Origin of the sequence: Stenotrophomonas sp. Ste96 (genome assembly GCF_024519495.1) — a bacterium.
Taxonomy (GTDB): domain Bacteria; phylum Pseudomonadota; class Gammaproteobacteria; order Xanthomonadales; family Xanthomonadaceae; genus Stenotrophomonas; species Stenotrophomonas bentonitica_A.
The window spans coordinates 11,794-36,473 of the sequence record NZ_JALJRX010000010.1; the positions used below are offsets into that span (position 1 = coordinate 11,794).

12 protein-coding genes are annotated in these 24,680 nt (G+C 67.9%); 5 read left to right on the forward strand and 7 right to left on the reverse strand.

Annotated features, from left to right (window positions below; genetic code table 11):
* Positions 1-85: 85 nt before the first annotated feature.
* The gene (locus OC373_RS17460; protein ID WP_261998193.1) at positions 86-892 is read right to left on the reverse strand and encodes an EAL domain-containing protein; all 807 of its coding nucleotides are present in this window, start codon (positions 890-892) and stop codon (positions 86-88) included.
* Positions 893-1,071: 179 nt separating this feature from the next.
* Here OC373_RS17460 and OC373_RS17465 point away from each other — a divergent pair, with 179 nt between their 5' ends.
* Positions 1,072-9,783 carry a glycoside hydrolase family 94 protein gene (locus OC373_RS17465; protein WP_261998194.1) on the forward strand — a complete coding sequence of 2,904 codons (8,712 nt, stop codon included), beginning with the start codon at positions 1,072-1,074 and terminating at the stop codon, positions 9,781-9,783.
* On the forward strand, positions 9,780-10,040 hold the full coding sequence (locus OC373_RS17470; protein WP_070427379.1) for a hypothetical protein: 261 nt from the start codon (positions 9,780-9,782) through the stop codon (positions 10,038-10,040). Before OC373_RS17465 ends, OC373_RS17470 begins: the two co-directional genes overlap by 4 nt.
* A gap of 112 nt (positions 10,041-10,152) precedes the next feature.
* Here the strand turns inward: OC373_RS17470 and OC373_RS17475 are convergent, their stop codons facing one another.
* Genes OC373_RS17475 through OC373_RS17485 form a run of 3 tightly spaced genes read right to left on the reverse strand, consistent with a single transcriptional unit; the run spans position 10,153 to position 15,679 of the window.
* Positions 10,153-13,257, reverse strand: a complete 3,105-nt coding sequence (locus OC373_RS17475) for a CusA/CzcA family heavy metal efflux RND transporter (protein ID WP_261998195.1) — start codon at positions 13,255-13,257, stop codon at positions 10,153-10,155.
* Complete coding sequence (locus OC373_RS17480) at positions 13,254-14,432, reverse strand: efflux RND transporter periplasmic adaptor subunit (protein ID WP_070427377.1); 1,179 nt, start codon at positions 14,430-14,432, stop codon at positions 13,254-13,256. Before OC373_RS17480 ends, OC373_RS17475 begins: the two co-directional genes overlap by 4 nt.
* A complete protein-coding gene (locus OC373_RS17485; RefSeq protein ID WP_070427376.1) occupies positions 14,429-15,679 on the reverse strand; it encodes a TolC family protein in 1,251 nt (416 codons plus the stop codon). Before OC373_RS17485 ends, OC373_RS17480 begins: the two co-directional genes overlap by 4 nt.
* 62 nt (positions 15,680-15,741) lie before the next feature.
* Between OC373_RS17485 and OC373_RS17490 the strand changes: the two genes are divergently transcribed.
* A complete protein-coding gene (locus OC373_RS17490; RefSeq protein WP_070427375.1) occupies positions 15,742-16,416 on the forward strand; it encodes a response regulator in 675 nt (224 codons plus the stop codon).
* Positions 16,409-17,806 carry a sensor histidine kinase gene (locus tag OC373_RS17495; protein WP_070427374.1) on the forward strand — a complete coding sequence of 466 codons (1,398 nt, stop codon included), beginning with the start codon at positions 16,409-16,411 and terminating at the stop codon, positions 17,804-17,806. The genes OC373_RS17490 and OC373_RS17495 overlap by 8 nt, the downstream gene beginning before the upstream one ends.
* A 6-nt stretch (positions 17,807-17,812) precedes the next feature.
* On the opposite strand, the gene OC373_RS17500 is transcribed toward OC373_RS17495, so the two are convergent.
* Both OC373_RS17500 and OC373_RS17505 read right to left on the reverse strand, forming a co-directional pair.
* Entirely contained in the window at positions 17,813-18,463 is a 651-nt protein-coding gene (locus OC373_RS17500) for a hypothetical protein (protein WP_261998196.1), read from the reverse strand.
* A 176-nt stretch (positions 18,464-18,639) separates the two neighbouring features.
* The gene (locus OC373_RS17505; RefSeq protein WP_070427372.1) at positions 18,640-21,633 is read right to left on the reverse strand and encodes a TonB-dependent receptor; all 2,994 of its coding nucleotides are present in this window, start codon (positions 21,631-21,633) and stop codon (positions 18,640-18,642) included.
* Positions 21,634-21,976: 343 nt separating this feature from the next.
* Between OC373_RS17505 and OC373_RS17510 the strand changes: the two genes are divergently transcribed.
* A complete protein-coding gene (locus tag OC373_RS17510) occupies positions 21,977-23,530 on the forward strand; it encodes a thioredoxin family protein (protein ID WP_070427371.1) in 1,554 nt (517 codons plus the stop codon).
* A gap of 70 nt (positions 23,531-23,600) precedes the next feature.
* Here OC373_RS17510 and OC373_RS17515 read toward each other — a convergent pair whose 3' ends face one another.
* Positions 23,601-24,527: a M14 family metallocarboxypeptidase gene (locus OC373_RS17515; RefSeq protein WP_070427370.1), complete on the reverse strand. Its 927-nt coding sequence runs from the start codon at positions 24,525-24,527 to the stop codon at positions 23,601-23,603.
* Between the last annotated feature and the right edge of the window lie 153 nt (positions 24,528-24,680).

The following is a 24,680-nucleotide window of genomic DNA, read 5'->3' on the forward strand; positions in this document are numbered from 1 at the left end:
CATCCCGCGACGCGGTACGGTCGCCAGTCCCCTGCCCGCCTTGTGGCACGGGCCCACCAAACGGCCGCTGACCGAATCGCCCACATCACGATCCAGCAGGCCGTCCATGAGAGCCGGCAATCGGGGCCGCAATCGCCCCGGGAAGCTCATCCTCGGTCACTACCCCTTCAAAGCGCGGACGAGCAAACCAGTATCCCTGCATCAGCTCGATGCCGAGATCGGAAAGGCAGCGCGCCTCGTCAGCGGTTTCTATCCCCTCGGCGATCACGTCAATTGCCAGGGCTGCACACATGGACACCACACCGGCAACGATGGCGCGCCGTGAGGCGCTCTGGTCGATGCCGCGGATCAAGCCCATGTCCAGCTTGACCATGTCGGGCTGGAAGTCGGCCAGCAGGTTCAGGCCGGCAAAGCCGGCGCCAAAATCATCGATGGCCGTCTTGAAGCCGATGCGTTTGTACTCGGTGAGGATCTCGGCCAGCCACTTGCCGTCGTTGATCTGCTCGCCTTCAACGGTTTCGAAGATGATCCGCTCGACCGGAAAGTCGTGTCGTCGCGCAGCCTCCAGGGTGGAGCGGATGCACAGTTCGGGCCGGTAAATGGCGTTGGGCAGGAAGTTGATCGACAGATGCGAGGGCATCTTCAACCGGGCGGCGATCTCGATAGCCTTGGCACGGCATGCCTGGTCGAACACGTAACAGTTATCGGCGGTCACCCGGGACAGCACCGAGTTGGCCGGCTCGCCTGCCGGGCCGCGCACCAAGGCCTCATGGGCGAAGACCCGTCTTGTGCGCATATTGACGATGGGCTGGAACGCATAGCTGAACGCGAACGACAGCGGCTCGGCGTCACGACACAGCGCACATTGGGTACGCTTTTGGGCGGAGGGCATGCGCTGGGTTCCTGCACGCGATGGCGGGCGAGCATAGCCGATGCGTGTCAGGACGGCGTTGACGCCTGGGCGGTCACCCCACCGCGCTGCCGACTCCTGTGGGAAGTGTGGCCTTCACAGCTACCACGGCACCCCCAATGCAACTATGAGGGCCGCGACCTGCCCCCCATCGGTAACCTATGCCCCACCTTCGTCGTCTTTTTGGCCGTTGGCTGCGTCTGCGTCGTCTTGTCCGTTGGCGCTGGCGTGAGCGCCAGGCCTCGGCGCCGGCCATCGAGGCCACCGAGGGCCCCCTGCGCGCCGCGCTTTACAGCGTTGAACAGATGGAGGTGTACGGCCGCGCCCTTGCGCGCCAGCACCGGGTGCGGATGCGGCCTGGCGCAGAGCGCCTGCTCGATCGCCTGCAGGCCAACGAGCGTGTCCTGGAAGACGCCAACACGCTGCTCAGCAGCGTGGTGCGTGAACAGCGGCCGGTCACCCCCGCCGGGGAATGGCTGCTCGACAACTACTACCTGATCGAAGAACAGATCCAGACCGCGCGACGCCATCTGCCGCGCGGCTACAGCCGTCAGTTGCCTTCACTTGTCGCCGGCCCCTCGGCCGGCCTGCCCCGTGTGTATGAACTCTCGATGCAGGCCATCGCACACGGCGACGGTCGCATCGATGCCGATACCCTGGGCCGTTTCATCGCTTCCTACCAGTCGCTTGCTCCCCTGAGCCTGGGCGAACTCTGGGCCGTCCCCATCATGCTGCGCCTGGCCCTGCTCGAGAATCTGCGGCGCATGGCCGCCCGGGTGATGCGCGATGGCACGGACCGCAGCCTGGCGGCGCAATGGGCTGAGAACCTCAATCGCGCGGCGTCCGACACCCCGACCGAGGTGGTTCTGGTGGTGGCCGACATGGCCCGGTCCGAGCCGCCGTTGACCGGTGCGTTCATCGCCGAGCTGACCCGCTCGCTGCAGGGACGCGGCGGCGCGTGGGCGATGCCGGTCGCCTGGCTGGAACAGTGGGCCGCCGCGGCTGGCCAGCGCATCGATGAACTGGTCGCCGCCGAGGGGCAGCAGCAGGCGGCCGACCAGGTCTCCATCGGCAACAGCATCGGCAGCCTGCGCTTCCTCTCCACCATGGACTGGCGCACGTTCGTCGAAGAGATGAGTGTGGTCGAGCAGCGGCTGCGGGAAGACCCCATGGGGGTCTATGCGCAGATGGATTTCGGCACCCGCGACGCCTACCGCCACGTCGTGGAGAAGATCGCCCGCGGCAGCCGTGTCGCGGAAGAGCGCGTTGCCACGATTGCGCTGGACCTGGCACGGGCGGCTGTGCCGGTTGAAGGGCCGCGCACGCACGTAGGCTACTGGCTGGTCGGCGAAGGCCTGCCCGCCACCGTTGACGCCGTGGCCCAGGCAGCGCCGCGGCACCGCAAGGCACGGCAACTGGCGCATCGCGTGCCGCTTGCGCTGTACCTGCTGCCGATCATCCTGCTGGCGGTGCTGGCCACGGGTGGCCTCCTGGCCACCGGCGTTGGCTCGGCGCCCGTCTGGCTGGCCGCGCTGCTCGGGCTGCTGGTCTTCAGTGAGCTGGGCATCGTCCTGGTGAACTGGACCGCGACAGTGCTGGTCACGCCCAGGCCACTGCCCAAGCTCGATTTCAGCGAAGGCATCCCGGCCGCCTGCGCCACGGTCGTCGCGGTTCCGTCCATGCTCTCCAGCATCGATGGCATCGACGTGCTGGTCGAAGCGCTGGAGGTCCGCTTCCAGGCCAACCGCGATCCCCAGCTGCGCTTTGTGCTGCTGACGGACTTCCTCGACGCCGCAGAAGCCGAGATGCCGACGGACCACACTCTGGTTGCACACGCGGTGGAGCGGATCGAGGAGTTGAACGCTCGCTACGCGTCCGAACGCGGCGATCGCTTCTACCTGCTGCATCGCCCCCGGCAATGGAATCCGGGCGAAGGGGTGTGGATGGGCCACGAGCGCAAGCGCGGCAAGCTGGCCGCGCTCAATGCCCTGCTCCGCCATGGCGATGCGGCCGCGTTCATGCGCACCGTCGGTGACGTTGCGGCCCTGATCGGCGTCCGCTACGTCATTACCCTGGATGCGGACACCCAACTCCCGCGGGATGCGGCACGCGCGTTCGTCGCCACGCTGGCGCACCCGCTCAACCGCCCGCGCTTCGATCCTACGCTGCAACGCGTGGTGGAGGGTTACGGGATCCTGCAGCCCAGCGTCGGCACCAGCCTGGGCACGCGCCGCACCTCGCGCTTTGCCAGGATGTTCGGCAGCGAGCCGGGGATCGATCCGTACACGCGCATGGTGTCGGACGTCTATCAGGACCTGTTCGACGAAGGCTCGTTCGTGGGCAAGGGCATCTATGACGTTGAAGCCTTCGAGCATGCGCTCGAGGGACGCCTGCCCGAGAATCGCATCCTCAGCCATGACCTGCTGGAAGGGTGCTATGCACGCGCTGGCCTGGTCAGCGATGTGCGCCTGTACGAGGATTACCCCGAGCGTTACGTCGCCGACGCCAAGCGCCGTGCGCGCTGGATCCGTGGCGACTGGCAGCTGCTGCCATGGTTGCTGCCGTGGACACCGCGCCCGGGCTCGGCATGGGAACGCAACCGGCTGAGCCTGCTGTCGCGCGGCAAGTTGCTGGACAATCTGCGCCGGAGCCTGGTGCCGGTCGCCGCCCTGGCCTTGCTGGTCGCAGGCTGGCTGTATGCCGAAAACCCGGCGGCATGGACGGCGTGGGTGCTCGCGCTGTGGTTCGCGCCGCCGCTGATCGGCATGCTGCGCGATGCCCTGAGCGTTCCGGATGACACACCGCTCGAGGCGCACTACATCATGGTCGGCCGTGGCACGCTGCAGTCGTTGCTGCGCGCGTCCACCCAGATCGCCTGCCTGCCCTACGAGGCGCTGCTGGCCGGTGGCGCGATACTGCGCACGCTCTGGCGCATGGCCGTTACCCGCCGCCACCTGCTGCAATGGAACCCCTCCAGCGAGGTCGAGCGCCGCCTTGGCGGCGACCGCGGCGCGGAATGGCGGGTGATGGCACCGGGGTCGCTGCTGGCGCTCGTGCTGGTGGGGCTCGTGGCCAGCGTGCATCCGCAGGCACTGCCTGTCGCCCTGCCCTTGCTGCTGGCGTGGACCTTCGCGCCCGCATTGATGGCATGGCTGGGCCGGCCGCCGGCCGCGAGCGTGGCCGAGCTTTCCGTGACGCAGCGGGCCTTCCTGGGCCGGCTGGCCCGGCGTACCTGGTCCTTCTTCCAGGCCTGGGTACGCGAGCAGGATCATTGGCTGCCGCCGGACAACATCCAGGAGCATCCCTCGCTGGTGGTGGCGCGGCGCACCTCGCCGACCAACATCGGCCTGTCGCTGTTGGCCAACCTGTCGGCGTGGGATTTCGGCTGGCTGCAGCAGGATGCGGTCGCCGAACGTACCGCCCTCACGTTCGATACGCTGGACAAGCTGCCGCGCCACCGCGGCCACTTCCTGAACTGGTATGACACCGAAACCCTGGCGCCGCTGCCGCCGCGCTACGTCTCCACCGTGGACAGCGGCAACCTTGCCGGCCACCTGCTGACGCTGCGCCAGGGCCTGCTCGCGCTGGTGGACGCGCCGGTGCTGGCGCCGCACACGTTCGATGGCCTGGCCGATACGCTGGGCGTGCTGGAAGAGGAACGCCAGCGCCATCGTCCCGACGACGCGCACGTGGGCCAGGCACTCAACCACCTTCGCCAGCGCCTGGCATCAACGCGTACCGACCGCCCACGTGGCACGGCCCAGCTGCTCGCCCGGTTGCAGGAGCTGGCCGGCCTGGCCGATGCCGTACTGGCACAGTGGCCGGCACCGCCATCGCCCGAACAGGGTGAGCTGCACTGGCCGGCGCTGTTCGCCGCCGAATGCCATGCTGCCCGGGCATCGCTCGCCAGCATCCCTGCCGATGCCAACGCAGCCGACGAGACGCCGGTACCCAGCCTGCGCCAGCTCGCCGAGCTGACCGGCACGGTCGGCGCGGAGGCGCGCGCGCGCATCGAGCAGCTGCAGGCCCTCGCGCACCGCGCCGGGCAGTTCTCGCTGATGGAATACGGGTTCCTGTTCTACCGTACCCGCAACCTGCTCTCGATCGGGTACAACGTCGACGACCACCGCCTCGACAACAGCTTCTACGACCTGCTGGCCTCCGAAGCGCGTCTGTGCGCCTTCGTCGCCATCGCCCAGGGCCAGCTGGCGCAGGAGAGCTGGTTCGCGCTCGGCCGGATGCTCACCGAGGTCAACGGCACCCCGACGCTGCTGTCATGGAGTGGCTCGATGTTCGAGTACCTCATGCCGCAACTGGTGATGCCCAGCTATCCGGACACGCTGCTCGACCAGACCGCGCGGCATGCGGTGGAGGCGCAGATCGTCTACGGCCGTACGTTGAACCTGCCGTGGGGCGTGTCAGAGTCCGGCTACAACGCCGTCGATGCACGCCTGAACTACCAGTACCGCGCGTTCGGCGTGCCGGGGCTAGGTCTCAAGCGCGGCCTGGGCCAGGATCGGGTCATCGCGCCCTATGCCAGCATGATGGCGCTGATGGTGGCGCCGGAGGCGGCGTGCCAGAACCTCCAGGCCATGGAAGAACTGGGCTTCTCCGGGCGCTTTGGCATGTACGAAGCAGTCGACTACACCCCCGCCCGCGTGCCACCGGGGCAGGATCACGTTCTGCTGCGTTCGTTCATGGCCCACCACCAGGGCATGGGCCTGCTCTCGCTGGATTACCTGTTGCGCGACCAGCCGATGCAGCGCCGCTTCGTGGCCGATGTCGAGTTCCAGGCCACCTTGTTGCTGCTGCAGGAGCGCATACCGCGCATCGGCGTGTTCCATCCCCATGAGGTGGAAGCCCTGGGCGAGCACTCGGCCATGGCCGAGCACGAGACGGCCCTGCGCGTCCTGCGCGACCCGGGTGGCCCGCGCCCGGAGGTGCAGCTGCTCTCCAACGGGCGCTACCACGGCATGCTCACCCATGCCGGCGGCGGCTACAGTCGCCATGGCGACCTCTCGCTCACCCGTTGGCGCGAAGACGGCACCACCGATGCCTGGGGGTCGTTCTGCTACCTGCGCGACGTGGACAGCGGCGAGTTCTGGTCTGCCGCCTATCAGCCCACCTGCGTGCCGGTGGACAATTACGAGGCGATCTTCTCTGACGCCAAGGCCGAATTCCGCGGTGCGCGCCGCGGTTGCGAGAGCCACCTGCAGGTGGCCATCTCCGCCGAGGACGACATCGAGCTCAGGCGCCTGCGCCTGACCAACCGCAGCCGTCGCCAGCGCACGGTGGAGATCACCACCTACGCCGAAGTGGTGCTGGCACCCGCAGCCTCCGACGACGCACACCCGGCCTTCAGCAATCTCTTCGTCCAGAGCGAGATCCTGGCTGCCAAGCAGGCCCTGCTATGCACGCGCCGCCCACGTTCGCACGACGAAGTGCCGCCGTGGATGTTCCATCTGGTTGCGGTGCATGACGCAGAGGTAGTGTCGATCTCCTACGAAACCGACCGTGCGCGCTTCCTGGGTCGTGGCAACACGCCGCGGACGCCGCAGGCCTTGACCATCGATACCGACCTCTCCGGTACGGACGGCTCCGTGCTCGACCCGATCGTGGCCATCCGCGTCCGCGTCGTGCTTGAGCCCGAACAGACCGTCCAGCTGGACATGGTCTATGGCATCGGCGCCGACCGCGCCGGTTGCGAGGCACTCGTGGACAAATACCGTGATCGCCGGCTGGCCGACCGCGTCTTCGATCTGGCCTGGACGCACAGCCAGGTGGTGCGCCGGCAGATCAATGCGAGCCAGGCCGAGGCGTCGCTGTACGAGCGCCTGGCCAGCCACGTGCTGTATTCCAATGCGCTCCTGCGCGCAGGTGCCAGCGTCCTGCAACAGAACCAGCGAGGCCAATCCGGGCTGTGGGGGCATGCCATCTCGGGCGATCTGCCGATCGTCCTGCTCAAGGTCACCGACGCGGAGAACGTTGAACTGGTCAGGCAACTGGTGCAGGCCCATGCCTATTGGCGCCAGAAGGGGCTCAACACCGACCTGGTGATCTGGAACGACAGCAAGGCCGGCTATCGCCAGGAACTGCAGGACCAGATTCTGGGCATGGTCGCCGCCAGCTCGGAGACCGGCCTGCTCGATCGCCCTGGCGGCATCTTCGTACGGCCCGTGCAGAACATGAGTCACGAAGACCGCGTTCTGTTGCAGGCAGTGGCACGGGTGGTGATCAGCGACGAGGACGGTACGCTGGCCGCACAGGTGGGGCGTCAGCCCCTGCCCGTCCGCCGGATCCCGGCCCTGGTGCCACAGGTGGAGCAGCAGGAGCTGACACTGTCGATGGAGGCAACGCCCGGGCTGCCCGTGGTTGCCGACCTCGGACCCGAACCCGGCATGCCCCCCGGCGCCGGGCACGACGAAGAGCTGGACGACCCGTGGCCCTTCCTTCCGTACCGCGGCACCGGCCGATTCGACAACGGAACCGGCAGCTTCAGCGAGGACGGCCGCGAATACGTCGTGGTGGTGCGCGAAGGCGCCCCGACGCCCGCGCCCTGGGCCAACGTGATCGCCAACGCCCGCCTGGGCACCGTCGTCAGCGAGAGCGCACCGGGCTACACGTGGTTCGAGAACGCACACGAATTCCGCCTGACGCCCTGGCTCAACGATCCGGTGTCCGACACCGGCGGTGAAGCCTTCTACGTGCGCGACGAGGACACCGGCCGCGTCTGGTCGCCGATGCCGCTCCCGTGCCGGGGCATCGGCGCGTACCGTACGCGCCATGGATTCGGCTACACGGTCTATGAGCATATCGAGGACGGCATCGTCAGCGAGTTGTGGGTATTCGTCGACGTCACCGCCCCACTGAAGTTCTCGGTCCTGCGGTTGCACAACCTGTCGGGCAGGACACGGCGGCTGTCGGCCATCGGCTACGTTGAGTGGGTCATGGGTGACCTGCGTCCAAAATCACGCATGCATGTGCTCACCGAACGCGACCCGCAGAGCGGCGCGCTGCTGGCGCGCAACACCTACAACACCGACTTCGGCGGCCGCATGGCCTTCTTCGACACCGATGCCGAAGGCTGCGGCTGGACCTGTGATCGCCTGGAGTTCATCGGGCGCAACGGCGGCCTGCACGCACCGGCGGCGCTGCGGCGCGAACGTCTGGATGGACGGATCGGCGCGGGCCTGGATCCCTGCGCGGCGATCCAGGTGCCACTGGAACTGGCACCGGGCGACCGCAGTGAAACGACGTTCCGCCTCGGCGCGGGGCGCGACCGCGAGGAAACGCTCGCGCTGGCACGAAGCCGCCAGGGCAATCATGAGGCCATCGATGCACTGGACGCGGTGCGCATCCACTGGCGCAATGTGCTGGCCACGGTGCAGGTACGTACGCCGGACCCGGCGCTGGACGCACTGGCCAATGGCTGGCTCGTGTATCAGACCCTGGGCTGCCGCTACCTGGCGCGCAGTGGGTACTACCAGTCGGGCGGCGCGTTCGGCTTCCGCGACCAGCTGCAGGACGCGCTGGCCCTGATCCACACGCGCCCGGACCTGACCCGCGAGCACCTGCTGCTTTGTGCGGCACACCAGTTCGCCGAAGGCGATGTGATGCACTGGTGGCACCCCCCGCAAGGTCGCGGCGTGCGTACCCGCTGCTCCGACGATTACCTCTGGCTGCCTCAGGGCGCATGCCGCTACCTGGAGGTCACCGGCGACGCCAGCGCGCTGGACGAAGTGGTCGGTTTCATCGAAGGGCGCGCGGTGACACCGGAAGAGGAAGGGTATTACGACATGCCGACCCCATCGGTGCAGCGCGGCACACTGTATGCGCACTGCATTGTCGCGCTCGAGCGCGGCTGCCGCTTGCTGGGCGAGCGCGGCCTTCCGCTGATGGGAACCGGCGACTGGAACGACGGCATGAACCGCGTCGGCGACCAGCAGCGCGGCGAAAGTGTGTGGCTGGGATTCTTCCTGCATGACACGCTGCGCCGCTTCATCGTGCTGGCGAACGCGCGCGGCGATGACGCCCGTGCGCAGTGGTGCCAGGAGCAGGCCGACCGCCTGCGCCAGAACCTGGAACACCACGCCTGGGATGGGGCGTGGTATCGCCGCGCCTGGTTCGACAACGGCGCCACCTTGGGTTCGTCACAGAACGACGAGTGCCGCATCGATTCCATCTCGCAGAGCTGGTCGGTGCTGTCAGGCGTCGCCGCGCCGGAGCGTGCCTCGCAGGCGCTGGATTCGCTGTACACGCATCTGGTGCGCAAGGACGCCAAGCTGATCCAGCTCCTCGATCCGCCCTTCGACCAGACCACGGAAGACCCCGGTTACATTCGGGGTTACGTACCGGGGGTGCGCGAGAATGGCGGTCAGTACACCCACGCGGCCGTGTGGGCGGCGATGGCATTCGCGCAGCAGGGAGATGCGGTGCGTGCCTGGGAGCTGGCCGGCATGATCAATCCCCTCAACCACACGCTGGACCCGGCGGCGGTCCAGACCTACCGCGTCGAACCTTACGTATTGGCCGCCGATGTATACGCCGTGTCGCCGCACGTCGGCCGCGGCGGCTGGACGTGGTACACCGGGTCGGCCGGTTGGATGTACCGCCTGCTGGTGGAATCCCTGCTTGGCATCCGTCGCGAAGGCGATCGTCTGTCGCTGGCGCCGTGCCTGCCCGATCATTGGCCGTCATTCGAACTGAGCTACCGCTTCGGCCGCAGCCTGTATGAGTTCGAGGTGACCCGCACGGCGCAGGGTGAACCCACCCTGCATGTGGATGGCGTCCTGCAGCCGGACCTCACCGTCCTGCTCCGCGATGACGGCCATTACTACCGCGTTGTGCTCGACCTGGGCGCGCCCCCGGGATGAACGTGCGCGCCGAAATCCAGGTGCAGCTTGATGCGCTGGCCGACCAACTGGACCACTGGATGGCGCGCGTGCGCCACCCGGCGCAGTTCTGGCCGCAGTTTGAGCAGCTGACTGGCGAGATCCTCGACCAATGCGCGAACACGGAGAGGGACCACGCGCGTGCATGTATACAGGCCATGCTCGAACGCCACGCACTGGATCTCCCTTCCTGGCACCAGCGGGACGACACGCTCCCGCCGGGGACGCCGGGAGCGTGATGGCGCGAACGATCACGGCGCCCCGCCGGATGGCGTCGTCGCATTGCCCTCCTTCCAGCGCCACCGGCCGGGCAATGGCGCCTCGCCACACTGCCCAGCCACTCAGCGCCGCCTACACCGCCTCGACCTCCATCGCTGCCCCACCCCGCCGCTGCTCACGCCGGCGATGCACCCAGTAGTACAGCGTCGGCAGCACCAGCAGGGTCAGCAGCATCGCCGACAGCAGCCCACCAATCACCACCACCGCGAGTGGCTTCTGGGTCTCGGCGCCGATCGCGTGCGAGGTGGCCATCGGCAGCAAGCCAAACATCGCCAACAGCGCCGTCATCAGCACCGTGCGCAGGCGCTGCAGTGCGCCCTGCACCACGGCGTCGTAGAGCGCCATGCCCTGCTCGCGCAGCTGGCCGAACCGGGTCAGCATGATCACGCCGTTGAGCACCGCTTGCCCGAACAAGGCGATGAAGCCGATCGCCGCCGAGACCGACAGCGGAATACCGGTCAGCCACAGCGCCAGGATGCCGCCGATCATCGCCAGCGGTACGTTCGCCAGGATCAGGGCGGCACTGGTGACGTCCTTGAAGGCATCGAACAGCAGCACGAAGATGATCAGTACCGAGAGCGGCACGACCCAACCCAGACGGGCCATGGCGCGCTGCTGGTTCTCGAACTCGCCGGACCAGTCGATCCGGTAGCCCTCCGGCAGATCGATGGTCGCGTCGACCTGCCGGCGCATGTCGGCCACCACGCTGCCCATGTCGCGCCCGGCGATGAAGATGCTCACGGCTTTGACGCGCTGGGCGTTCTCACGCGAGATGTTGATCGCGCCGCTGGCCATGGTGAAGTCCGCCACATCCCCCAGCGTCACGGTCTGGCCGGAGGCCGTGCCCACCGGCACGGTGCGCAGGCGCTGCAGGTCGCGGTCGGCATCGGACAGGCGCAGGCTGATCGGGAACTGGCGCTCGCCTTCCCACAGCTGGCCGACCTCGCGGCCGCCGATGGCGGTCTCGATCACGGCATCGATGTCCTGCACGTTCAGGCCGTAGCGCGCCGCACGGTCGCGATCGATATCGATGCGCAGCTGCGGCAGGCTGCCGTCGCGGTCGATGAAGGCGCTCTCCACGCCGTCTACGTGTTTGACCTGCGCCAGGATCGCCTGGGCCTGGTCGGTCAGCACCTCCAGGTTCTCGCCGCTGACCTTGATCACCACCTGGCCTTTGATCTGCGAAATGCTCTCCAGGATGTTGTCGCGCACCGGCTGCGAGATCGAGAATTCGGGGCCGGGAATGCGCTCTTCCAGGAGGCGCTGCATCTGCGCCACCAGCTCGCGTTTGTCGATCTTCCGGGTCCACTCGGAGTCGGGCTTCAGCGCCACCAGTGCTTCGATCTGGTTGGCACCCTTGGCATCGGAGCCATCCTCCGGGCGGCCGAGCTTGGCCACCACGGTGGAGACCTCCGGGAGGGTCCGCACCAGGTCGCGGATGCGTCGGGACTGCGCCTGCGCCTCGGCCAGGCTGGTGCTGGGGTCCAGCGTGGCAGTCAGCCAGATCGAGCCCTCATCCAGCTCGGGCAGGAACTCCGAGCCCAGCCGCGTGCCCAGGGCCAGTGTCACCACCAACATCGCCACCGCGGCCAGCACGACCGCCCGGGGGCGCGCCATCGCGCCTTCCAGCCAGGGGCGGTACCAGCCGACCAGCCGGTTCATCACCGGGTTCTCGCCTTTCAGGCGCTCGCGGCGCAGCCACCAGAAACACAGCAGTGGCACCACGGTGAGCGCCAGGATCAACGCGCCGATCAGGGCAGACGTCACCGAATAGGCCATCGGTGCGAACATCCGGCCTTCCTGCCGCTGCAGGGTGAAGATCGGGATGTGCGCGGCAATGATGATCAGCATCGAGAAGAAGGTCGGCCGCCCGACCTCCGACGCCGCGGACAGCACGGTGGCCATGCGCTCGCGCCGGGTGCTGCCGGCCGGCATTGTCGACAGGCGTGAGACGATGTGCTCGGTCACGATCACCGCACCATCGATGATGATGCCGAAGTCCATCGCGCCCAACGAGAGCAGGTTGGCCGGCACGCCCCACAAGTGCAGGCCGAGGAAGGTGGACAGCAGCGCCAACGGCATCATCGCCGCCACGATCAGCGCCGCGCGGGCGTTGTAGAGGAACAGCCACAGCACCAGGAACACCAGTACCGCGCCCTCCACCAGGTTGCGGAACACCGTTTTCAGCGTGGTGGACACCAACCACGAGCGATCGTAGAACGGCTCCAGCGTGACGCCCTCGGGCAGGTGGTTGGCCTCTATCTCGGCCACGCGCGCGTGCAGCGCATCCAGCACCAGCGACGGATTCTCCCCCTTGCGCATCAGCACCATGCCGAACACGGCATCATCGTTGTCGTCCTGGCCGACCAGGCCCTGCCGGGGCAGCCCGGTGTCGACGATGCGGGCCAGGTCGCGTACCAGCACTGGCGTACCCTGTCGCTCTGCCACGACCACCGTGCCGATATCGGCGGGCGAGCGCATCAGCCCGACGCCGCGGATCAGGTACTGCTGCTGGCCGCGCTCCACGTAGCCGCCACCGGCATTGGCGCTGCCACGTTCGAGCGCCTCGGCGAACGCCTCCAGGCTGATCCCGCGATCACGCAGCCTGCCCAGGTCCGGTTCGACCTGGAACGTCCTGGCGAACCCCCCGAAGCTGACCACGTCGGCCACGCCCGGCACCGTGCGTAGACGCCGCTCCATCACCCATTCCTGCACGGTGCGCAGTTCGGTGGAACTCATGTGCGGCGCGTGCAGCACGTAGCGGTAGATCTCGCCCACCGCCGAGCTCATCGCCTCCATCTCCGGCTGCACGCCCTCGGGCAGATCCACGCCCTGGAGTCGCTCCATCACCTGGGCACGCGCGAAGTAGTCATCCGCGCCGTCGTCGAAGGTCAGGATGATCATCGACAACCCGAACTGGGTATGCGAAAACACGCGCACCGAGTGCGGAATACCCGACAGCGCCACTTCCAGCGGCATGGTGACCTCACGCTCGACCTCTTCGGCCGCGCGCCCCGGATGCAGGGTCACCACGGTGACCTGGGTATCGGAGACATCCGGGAAGGCTTCCACGGGCAGCTCGCGGAATGCCGCGAACGAGGCGCCGATGAAGATCAGCAGCGCCAGCATGACCATCAGCGGCTGGCGCAGGCAGTACGCAATCAGGCGATCGATCATGGGGCGCCCCTGCCTGCCGCGGCAGTGCCGGCAGATCGGTCATCAGTGCCAACGTTCTGGTCCAGCACCTGTTGCAGCAGCAGACCGCCGTCCACTACCACGCGGGCCCCCGCAGGCAGCCCCTGCCCTACCCACAGGCGGCCCTGGCCCAGCTCCTCAGCCTGCACGGTGCGTCGTGCGAACTGCCCGTTGCCCTCGTCCACGAACACCACCTGCTCGCGCCCGAGCAGCAGCACCGCACCTTCCGGCACCGACACTCCACCGTCCATCGGCACGGTGATCTCGGCACGCACGTACTGCCCGGCCTTGAAGCGACGCTCGCGGTTGTCCAGTTCGGCACGCGCCTGCACCACGTGGCGCTCGGTGTCGATGTAATCATCGACGTGGCCCAGCACCCCCTGTGTGGGCTCACCGGTGCCAGGCGCCACACGCACCTTCAGACCCGGCGTGAGACGGCCGGCCAGCGCTTCGGGAACATCGATGATCAGCCACAGCCGGTCAGGATCGCTCACCACGGCCAGCGGCACCTCGGCATCGGCGGAGACGCTCATGCCGGGGCTCATCCGGCGCTCGACCAGGACCCCATCGATCGGCGAACGCAGCGGCATGCGCTGGTCGATGCCGCGGCGGCTGCCGAAGCCACGGGTCAGTGCCTGCAGCCGCGCGTGCTCGGCTTCGCTGGCGGCCAGCGCGGATTCGGCCTCGCCCAGTTCGCGGCCGGAGGCAACCCCGGCCTCATGCAGCTCACGTACCCGTGACAGTTCATTGCGCGCCTGCCGCAGCTCGGCCGCACCTCGCGCACCTTCCGCCTGCACCTGCCCGAATTCGGGGGAGGTCACCCACGCCAGGACCTGGCCTGCCTTGATCTTCTCGCCCGGCGCCGCCTCGATGCGTGCGATCTGCCCCGGCAGCGGCGAGCGCAGCATGCTTGAGCGGGTGTCATCCCAGGTGACGCGCGCCGGCAGCTGCAGCACCGACGCCGACCCATCGGTCACGGTCTCGCTGCGCAGCACCCTCAGTTGGGGGCTGTCGGCGGCAAAGTGGATCGTTGCGCCGTCCACCGTGGGCGCCGCCGCTGCTTCGGGGCCCGCATCGCGCGCGCAGCCACCCGCCAGCACAGTGGCGACGATCAAGGAAAGCAGACGGGCCGAGCCGGCTGTGCGCGAAAACGTCATGGGGTATGTCCTTCGGAAACGGAGATGGCCGCGTTCCAGCGCGCCAGGGCGGAGGCATGCGCCAGGCGCGCATCGACCAGGTCGGATTCGAATTCGCGCCAGCTGCGCCGCGCATCCAGCAGGTCGGTCAACGTGGCGGCACCGCGGCGATAGGCCAGTTCCAGACCCTCCATGCTCTTGCGCGCCGCGGGTCCCTGAAGCTGTTCGTACGCGGTGCGGCGTTGTGCGGCCGCCGCCAGTGCGTGCCGCAGCTGGTCAAGTTCAGCGGCGGCTTCGCGGCGCAGCTGTTGCCGTTCCAGCACGGCGGCGTCGTAGTCCGCCTCCGCCCGTTGCTGTTCGCCGCGCCAGCGCGTGGCGCCGCCCAGCGGCACACTCATCGACAGTCCCCATGTCACGCCGCCGATGTCGGCCGGCTCGCGCTCGGCTTCGATCCCGAACTGCACGTCGCGCCGCCGCTCGCTGCGCGCCAGGGCTCGCGCGGCATCGGCGGCGATCACCCGCGCCTCGGCCGCACGCAGGTCAACGCGCTCGTCCAGCGTGGCCATCGCAGCGGTTGCCGCCGAGGCCGGGCGTGGCCACTCGTCGTCGGCATGCAGTGCATCGTCCGCATCGCTGCCCAGCAGCAGCGCAAGGACATGCCGTGCCTCGCGCAGGCCCAGTGCGGCCTCGCGGGCGGCATCGGCCACTTTCAGATCATCCACCGCAAGCCGCGCGCGCTCGATCGGCGCCATGGCGCCGGTGGCGACCTGCCGGTCGGCAGCGGACAGGCTCTCGGCCGAGGCACGGCGATCTTCCTCGGCGATGCGGCTCAGTTCCTGTGCGGCCTTCAACCCGAAGTACGCTTCCCGCAGCGCCACCTGCTGCTGGCGGCGGCTATCGAGCAGGCCCAGCTGGGCCGCCTCGACCAGGGCATCGGCCTGGCGCATGCGCCAGCCCCGCTTGCCGCCGCGCTCCCACGTCCAGCCCAGGCCGAGCGTGGAATCCACGCGCTTGTCCTTCCAACGGCCCGGGCCGATCCCCTCCTGGCGGCTGATCTTGGAGGTGCCCACGCTCAGCTCGGGGCTGGGCCGGCGCGCGGCGCTCTGCGCATCGCCCTGCGTGCCGCGCAGTTCGATCGCAGCGGCCAGCAGGTCGGGATTGTGCTGCGCCATGACGCGCTCCGCCTCGGCCAGGGTAAGCGCGGAGACCGTGGCAGGCGCGATCAGCAATGCCGCGATCAGCGCGGCACATCGGGTGGTGGTATTCATTGCCGACACGGTAAGGTGCAGCGCTTTCGTCAAACTTTCCCGAACCTTGCGTCAACCTTGCAATGCGCATTCTGCTGATTGAAGACGACGCCGCACTGGCCGATGGCCTGGTGCGCGCCCTGACCCGCGCCGGTCACGCCTGCGACCCTCTCGCGCGCGGCCTGGCCGCGCCGTCGGCGCTGGCCAGCGTCAGCTACGACCTGGTCGTGCTGGACCTGTCACTGCCGGACATCGATGGCCTGGAGCTCCTGGCGCGGCTGCGGCAGGACGGCTTCAGCGTGCCGGTGCTGATTCTCACCGCACGCGACGGCGTGGAGGACCGCATCCGCGGCCTGGACAGCGGCGGCGATGATTACCTGGCCAAGCCATTCGCGCTCGGGGAACTTGAAGCCCGTCTGCGCGCGCTTGCGCGCCGCCAGTCCACCGCCCCCGCCCTGCGTCAGCTCGGCGCGCTGCGCTTGGACACCGGGACCCGCGAACTGCGCGTTGGCGATGAGCCGTTGGAACTCACCGCACGTGAACTCGCGCTCATGGAAATCCTGCTGCAGCAGCCGGGCCGGATCGTGGCCAAGCAGCGCCTGTTCGATGCGGTCTACAGCTGGGATCACGACGCCAGCCTGTCGGTAATCGAGGTCCACGTCAGCCGGTTGCGCCGCAAGCTGCAGGCAGCCGGCGCCAAGGTTGGCATCCGCATGCTGCGTGGCCTGGGCTATCGGCTGGAAGCCTGCGATGACTGAGGCGCCCTATAGCCTGCGTGGCGTGCTGCTGCGGCGCCTGTGGCTGCCGCTGCTGGTGCTGCTGCTGGCCAGTGCCGTGGGCTCGTTCGTATTGGCCAGGCACTACGCCGAGCAGGTTTACGACCGCTGGTTGCTGGACTCGGCCATGTCGCTGGCGCAGCTGACCGAGGTCCGCGGCGACACCGTCCACATGGAGATCTCCCCCGCCGTCTCGCGCATGTTCACCTGGGACACCGTGGACCGGATCTACGGCGAGGTAACCCGTGCCGACGGCACGCGCCTGTATGGTGCAGCCGTCCTGCCTGGCGGCACGGCGCTGCAGGCCGAAGGCGCCGACGACAGCCCGGCCCGCACTTACTACGATGCCGTGATCGATGGGCAGGACGTGCGCGTTGTGCAGGTCGCGATGACACCCCCCGGCGCTGGCGCCCCGATCCTGATCCGCGTGGCCGAGACCCGCACCAAGCGGCTGCGCCTGGAGCATCGCCTGCTGTTGGCGAGCATCCCGCTGCAGGGCACGATCCTGCTGCTGGCGGCATGGCTGGCGTGGTCGGGCACGGGCGCAGCGGCGCGGCACACCAACGGTGCCGCGCGACGGCTGGCCAGCGCGCCGCTGGATGCGCTGGCGCCACTGGATCCACGGGAGGCCGCGCCGCGCGAGCTGTGGCCGGCGGTGGATGCCTTCAACCAGCTGGTGAACCGGCTCTCGGCGATGCAGGACGCACAGCAGCGCTTCATCAGCAACGCAGCGCATCAGCTGCGCACGCCGCTGGCCGGCCTCCAGATCGAGCTGGAAAGCGCGCTGCGTGAGCAGGATCGCGCAGCACAGCGCGATGCGCTGGCCGGCCTGTTGCGTGGGCTGACCCGACTGCGCCATCTCACCCATCAGTTGCTGATCCTGAGCCGCTCCGAAGACAGCGCCGGCGCGATGCTGGCGATGCGCCCGGTGGACCTTGCCGTGCTCGCCCGCGATGAACTGGAACGGCTGATGGACCGCGCCGTGGTCGCCGGTGTCGACCTTGGCTACGAGGGCCCCGATGCCGGCGTCATGGTGATGGGCGAGCCTCAGCTGCTGCGCGAGACGATCAGCAACCTGGTCGACAACGCGCTGCGCTACGGCGCACTGGAAGGGATGATCACGGTCAGCGTGGAAACCACACGGGGCCAGACGCGCCTGAGCGTCAACGACGATGGTCCCGGCATCGATCCGTCTTTGCGCAGCCAGGTCACCGAACGGTTCTGGCGGGGCGATGCCAGCGGCGATGGGTGTGGCCTGGGCCTGGCCATCGTGGCCGAGATCGCCGAACGGCATCGGGCCACGCTGGGCATCGGCCACTCGACGCTGGGAGGCGCCCAGGTCACGCTCGCCTTTCCGTCGCGTCCTGGGTGAACGACGTTACTGCGTCCAGTACACGGCCTTGAGCGCCGCGGCCAAGCGGGATGCCGCTTCCTGCTGGCTGAAGGGTGGCGTGCGCGGCGGGTCATACACCTCCGGGCGCGTGCCGGCGACGACCAGATCGATCGCATAGCAGGCACCGTTGTGGACTGCGCGGTAGCTCTCGGCGCTGACGTAATGGCTCATGGCGGCATCACCAGCCGTGAAGTGGGTGAACGGCACGCCGCCGATATCGACCGAGGCCGATGCCGCAGGGCCCGTTGCTTCGGCCGGCGGTTCCAGGCAGGACGTGACCTGCTTTGCCTCACCACTGCGGCCGATCCGCAGCTCGCCTGCCGTGACCCGATCCGATCCCTCCAGCACCAGCGCCACCAGCGGCGTCCCCTTGCTGTCCGGCGGTGCAAACAGCTTCCAACTGGGCGAGGCCAGGTAGTCACGCTGGAAATCGAGCGCAACCCGCACCCCCGCCACCGGACCCACCGCAATGCCCGGCTTCGCTTCTTCATAGACAGGTAACGGCCGCTCGTCCGCTGCCGCGGCGGGCACTGGATCAGCGGCCTTCGCCGCGCCCGGATCGGCGCCGCTCGGCAGCGCCACGGGTGCGGCACCGCCCTCGCCCTGCGGCGAGCAGGCACACAGCAGCGCCGTCAAACCCGCCGCCATCCACCCTGCCCTGTTTCGGATCTGCGTCTGCATGAGAGGCTCCTCTGGCAATGGCCCCAGACTGCCTCGTGATCCGTGAACGACGTGCCACGCCCTGGGGCGCTCGCGTTGGTGCGGCTGCCGGCGGGCAGGGGCTCCCTCCCCCACCCGCCTGGCCCTTTCCCTCAGTAGTCGTAACTCACGCTGACCCGCAGCGAACGGGGCGCCTGACGCACGGTTGCCGCGCCATACAGCGGATCCGGCTGTCCCGGATCCAGCTCGGCGTACGGCGATTTCCACAGCGCCACCTGGCTGTTGAACACATTGAACACGTCCAGGTTGAAGCCCAGCCGACCATCGGCCACTGCCGGGCGGTAGGACACCCCCAGGTCAAGCTGCTTCAGCCACGGTAGGCGCCCCTGGCTCCCGGGAGGCGCCGGCTGGCCGTTGTAGAAGTGATACGCGATGCCGTAGCCGGATGGGTCTTCGAAGTCCGGCCCGTACGAGCCCAGCGCACTGAACGGCGAACCCGAGAGTACCTTCAGGTTGGCCGACACCAACCATTCCGGGGTGAGCTGGTAATAGCCGTGCAGCTTGAACTGGTGGGTATGGTCGTTGCTCTGTGGCCCGTTGGTGTGCTCCATCAGCTGGGCGTAGTCCCACGCCTGCGTGGTGGACACCGCCGTCTGGCCGATCCCCGAGAGCAACTGGCCTTCAGTGGTCCCGTAGCTGCGTGACCAGGTGTAGTCGCCGCGGGCATACCAGCGGCCATCGAACGGATGTTCCAGCGAGAGGTTCACCGCGTAGTAGTTGCGCTTGAACTGCGGGAAGCCCATTTCCGCGTTGCTCAGCGGAACCGTCACGTAATTGCCGCCGGTATCGACCAGGTTGAAGGTGTTGGCGCGGCCGGGATTGATCAGCCAGCAGCTGACCGGGTTGCTGTCCTTGGTTACGTTGTAGCCCAGGCTGCTGGCCTTGCCGAGCACCGCATCGATATCGCAGTAGTCGTCCACGCCGCTGCGCAGCACGCGGTAGGTCGCTTTGGCCCCGTACACCCAGTCCTGGCCGAGCGCCTTGCTGAAGCCGAGGATGAACTCATCCTGGTAGGACGGCTCGATGCCGGAGGTGGCCACGGTCTTCGCATCCGGCAGCAGGCCATAGTTGTTGTTGGCCGAAACAGGATCGGAGAACCGGGTGAGGTCTGTCGGATAGCCGTTGCTGTCGATGCCGCCGTAGGTGTAGTACGTCGAGGTGGCCAGCGTCGCGCCAGCGGCGTTGAACGCCGGGTTCAGCGGCAGCGCCAGGTAATAGCGCCCCACGTTGCCGAACACCTTGAAGCGGCCGTCACCGTCGACATCCCAGCTGAAGCCCAGGCGTGGCGCCCACTGCCCACTGGTCTGCTTGATGTACGCGTCGCCATCGCGGTTGAAATTCGTGAACTGGTCCAGGCGCAGGCCAAGATTGAGCAGCAGCCGGTCGGTGACCTGCCAGTTGTCTTCAATGTACTGCGCCCGCTGCGACGCCCGTACCGAAGCCAGCGCGCTGTAGACATACTGGCGTACGTAATAGCCGTCCTCGCCATTGCGGATGCCACCTGTCGCCGGCACGCCCAGGCCGGTATTGATCGGCACGTTCGGGTTGGACTGCCCGTAGATCCAGTAGTAGCCATCGGCCGAGGCGACCGAGCCGCGGTTCAACGCGCGGGCGTTCTGGTTGTCGATGCCGAGTGTGATGCTGTGGTCGCCCCACACGTAGTTCGCATCCAGGCGCAGGTTGTTGCTGCGGTTGCCGCGATCCGGATTGACCAGCAGCGACGTGGTCTGCGCGTTGGTGATCGGCGTGCCACCGGTCAGCGCCGGATTCTGCAGGTTGGGGCTGTTGAGGTAGGTCAGGCTGCCGTCGTAGGCCGGGTTGCCGATGTAGTCATCCGTGCGCATTTCGCCGTATTGCGCGCTGACGGTGAGCCGGTCGGTCAGATAGCCGGTGTACTTGGCCGTCCACAGGTCGCCACCGGTCTTGGTGGTGTCGTCCGTGCCACGCTGGGCGCCACGGGTGAGCGTGTCGTAGTCATAGGCGAAGATGTCGCCACGGTATACATTGCGGCTGGAGGCGCCGGTCAGCTCCAGCAGGTGATTGTCGGTGATGTTCCAATCCACCTTGGCGTACCAGCGGGGGCGCTCGTACTCGTAGCGGGAATAGGAATTCGTCGCCTCCACGTTCTTGACATCCGTGCCTTCACGGCGCTCCAGCTCGTAGGAGCCGAAGAAGAACAGCCGGTCTTCGATCAACGGGCCGCCGGCATAGATGCTCTGCGTGCTGACCCATTCGCGGTCCTTGCTCTCCGGCGCATACAGCGCGCCATCGCCGGGATAACGCACATCGTCCTTGTCAGCACGCGTGGATGCCGGCTCCCAGGTGGCCTGGCCGCCAAAGTGCCACTGATTCGTTCCCCGCTTGCCGACCGCATTGATCACGCCACCATCGGAGCGGCCGTACTTGGCGCTGTAGCCACCGGTGTAGATCTCCTGCTGGTCGATGCTTCCGTACGGCAAGGTCAGCCCGCCCAGACCGCGCAGCGGATCGGTGCTGTTGAAGCCGTTGATGTAGTAGGCGTTCTCCGCTGCGGATGAACCGCCAAAGCTGACCAGCTGGGCGCCGGTTGGGCCAGCGTAGGTGCCGTTGCCGCTGTTGCCGATCACGCCGGGTGCGAGCTGGGCGATGGCCTCGGCCGAACGGCCCAGCGGCAGCCGCTGCAGTTGCTCTGCGGTGATGACCGTACGCGAATCCACGCTGCTCACATCGATCGCGGCGGCGGCACGGTCCGCGCTGACCTGGATGCCATCCAGGCGGGTGACATCGCCGAACGATACTTCGGTACTGGTACCAACCGTCAGTGCGACGTCCTGGCGGGTCTGCAGCACCTTGCCGTCGGCGTCGCGCGCCTCGACCAAATACCGGCCGAGCGGAAGCTGGCTGATGGTATAGCGACCGCGCGCGTCGACGGTCACTTCGCGGGTGAGGCCGGTATCGCTGCGAACGAAAATACGCTGCGCCGATGGCGGCGCCTGGCCGGCGATCGCACCGGTGGTGGACTGTGCATGCAGGGTCGGGGAGGCGGTGGCTAGCAACACCGCCAACGCCAGCAATCGCGGGCGCAGGGAAGAACGAGCTGTCGTCATCGAAGGTCGTACGGGTAGTGGGGGAAGCCATGTCTGTGACCGCCTCGGGGCGGAACGGACATCGCACATTCATTAACCCCGCTCGCGCCCCAATGCAGAAATGCGCAGGCGTTATGTGGTGTTTGCCGATGGCGATATCGACAACGACGAAACCATGACACGGGTCACCGCGCAGGCAGGTTCTGCGTGGTTACGCGTAGCGGGCGCAGGTGTGCGGCGCGTGACTCATCACTGCTGGGTCTGCCGTCATGAGCAATCTGCATCAGTGTCAGCTCACCCGCGGCCGCGCGGCTTCCTACAATCGAGCCTGTCTGCTGCCCTCTCCAACTGTCTGGATGTCCTGATGCGCCTTGCTCTGTCCCTTGGTCTGCTGGGCGTGGTTGCCCTGCTGCCGGCCTGCACGCCGGCCCCCTCTCCCGCTGACGCTGCGGCGCCCGCGGCTACCGCACCGGCACCTGCGGAGATCGCCTGGCGCCATGGCGACGTCGACGACGCGTTCGCCGAGGCGCGCGACAGCGGCAAGCCCGTGCTGCTGTACTGGGGCGCGGTGTGGTGCCCGCCCTGCAACCAGCTCAAGGCCACGCTGTTCAAGGATCCGGCCTTCATCGCGCTGACCCGTCAGTACGTGCCCGTCTATCTGGATGGGGACGAGGAAGGCGCACAGGCCTGGGGCGAGCGCTTCGGCGTGCGCGGCTATCCGACCCTGATCGTGCTTGACCCGCAGCGCAACGAGCTCACCCGCCTGGCCGGTGGCAACGACAGTGAAGCCCTGACCCGCGCCCTCACCCTGGCTGCCAGCCGTCGCACCGCCGTGAGCGAGGTGCTGCAGCATGCCTTGACGGCACCACAGGATGTCAGCGCGGAGGACTGGCGCGTGCTCGGCGATTACGGCTGGGAAGTGGATGCCAATCGCCTGGCGGGCGAGCGCGATGCAGCGTCACTGCTGCAGCAACTGGCCACTGCTGCGCCCGAACCGGCGCTGCAGCGGCGGTTCGCGTTGCTGGCGCTCGGTGCAGGCAAGCCGGCCAACGCGCCGACCGCCGCGCAGCGCGACAGCACCCGCGCCCTGCTGGATGCCGTTCTCGCCTCCCCTGCGGAAGTGCGGGCCAATCGGGACCTGCTGGGCTATCAGGGCCCTGCCCTGGTGGCCGGCGCCAGTGCCACCCCGGACCAGGCCCAGCAACTGGGAACACAGCTGCTGGGCGCGCTGGATGCCGCCGATCATGCCCTCGGCAACAAAGCCGATGCGCGGCTCGGCACCGTCATCACCGAGCTTGCCCTGCAGCGCCAGCAGCATCCCGACCAGGACATTCCAGCGGCACTGAAGGCCAAGGCGCAGCAGCGTGTCGCGGCCGCCGATGCCGCCGCGACCACACCACACGAACGCCAGGCCACGATCAGTACCGCCGTCTATGTACTCCGCCAGATCAAGGACGATGCCGCGGCCGAGAAGCTCCTGCTGGCCGAGCTGGACCGCAGCCAGACACCCTATTACTACATGCCCGAACTGGCCGAACTGGCTGAAGAGCGTGGCGACAAGGCCTCTGCCATCTCCTGGCTGCACAAGGCCTACCAGGGTGCGCAGGGACCGGCCACGCGCGTACAGTGGGGCGTTCTCTACGTTGAGGGGCTGCTGCGCTTGAGCCCGGACGATGCGCCGGCGATCGAGACGGCCGCCACCGAGGTCATCGCCGATCTGGCTGCCCAGCCAGCCGGCTACCACCAGCGCACCCGCCAGCGGTTTGAACGGTTGGGCAGTGCGTTGCAGGCGTGGGGCCGCGACCATCACGGCGCGGAAAGCCTGGCCCGGCTGCAGGCACGGATGACCGAAACCTGCGCGAAGGCCGCCAGCTCGACCGACAGCAGCGCAGGCTGCGAGCGGTGGCTGAAAAGCTGACCCGGCAGGTCAACCCTTCGTGAGGAGCAAGGCGCCGCCCGTCGTTGGGCGGCGACCTCCAACGAGAGCATCAGCGGCGCGGATGCGCCAGCGCAAAGTCCAGGCCGGCGCATACCGCCGCGACCTGCGCATCGTTGCATTCCTGCGGCGACGTCCGCGGGCTGTCCGGGTAGACCTCGGTGGTGGTGGCGTACAGCGCGTCGGTGAAGCCAGCGCAGGCGCCGATCGAACGCGATTCGCCCCAGACCACGCCCGGCGACTGCAGCGGCATGCCGATCAGCTCGCCATTGGCATCGGCCGGGGCGATGTGCGTGATCTTCTCCACTGCGGCGATCAACGCCTGCTGGAACGCCGGCTGGGGATCTTCGCTGTTGCCGATCACGTAGAAGCCATCGGGAATGATGTCCGGCACCAGGGCGATGCCATCGCGGGCGCAGCGCGCCGGATCGAACTCATGCAGGTCGCTGTCGGTCGTTTCGTGCAGGTCCAGGTGCACCAGCAGGTCATCGCCACGCGCGGCCATCCAGCGCATCAGCGACGCCGCTTCTTCGATCTGGCCATCACCACGGAAGCTGCGGTTGGGATCGATCGCATCGGGATTCCAGCGCTGGATGCGCTCATAGCCCCACGGGCTGACGCAGGGCGCCACGATCAGATTGATACGGCCTGCATACGCCTCGGCGTTCTGATCCAGGAACTGCAGCGCGCCATGCACGCCGCTGGTTTCGTAGCCGTGCACGCCACCGGTCACCAGCGCGGTCGGCAGTGCCGGATCCCACTCATGGCTGACCACCGCAAACAGCGGGTAATGATCCGGCGCGTAGTCCAGCTGCCCGTACTGCACCACATCGAAACGCTCGCCCAGGCGCTCGAGCGCGGCCACGACATCGTCGTGGTAGCTGCGCTGGCGCTGCTGGGCTGCGCGCCACCGGGCGCGTTCGGCGTCACCCCAGGGCTGGCCCGGCGTGCCGATGGGATAGAAATGCGTATTGCTCATGGTGGTACTCCAAGGATGTCATCCGGTCGCCGGACAGCTCACGCCGTCAGCGACACTGCACTGGATATTCTATCTGTGGCCGTGTGCATCCGGCTGTGCGGACTCCCAACGCTGACAGGTAAAGGGAGCCGGTTGCCCGGCTCCCTTTCCGTT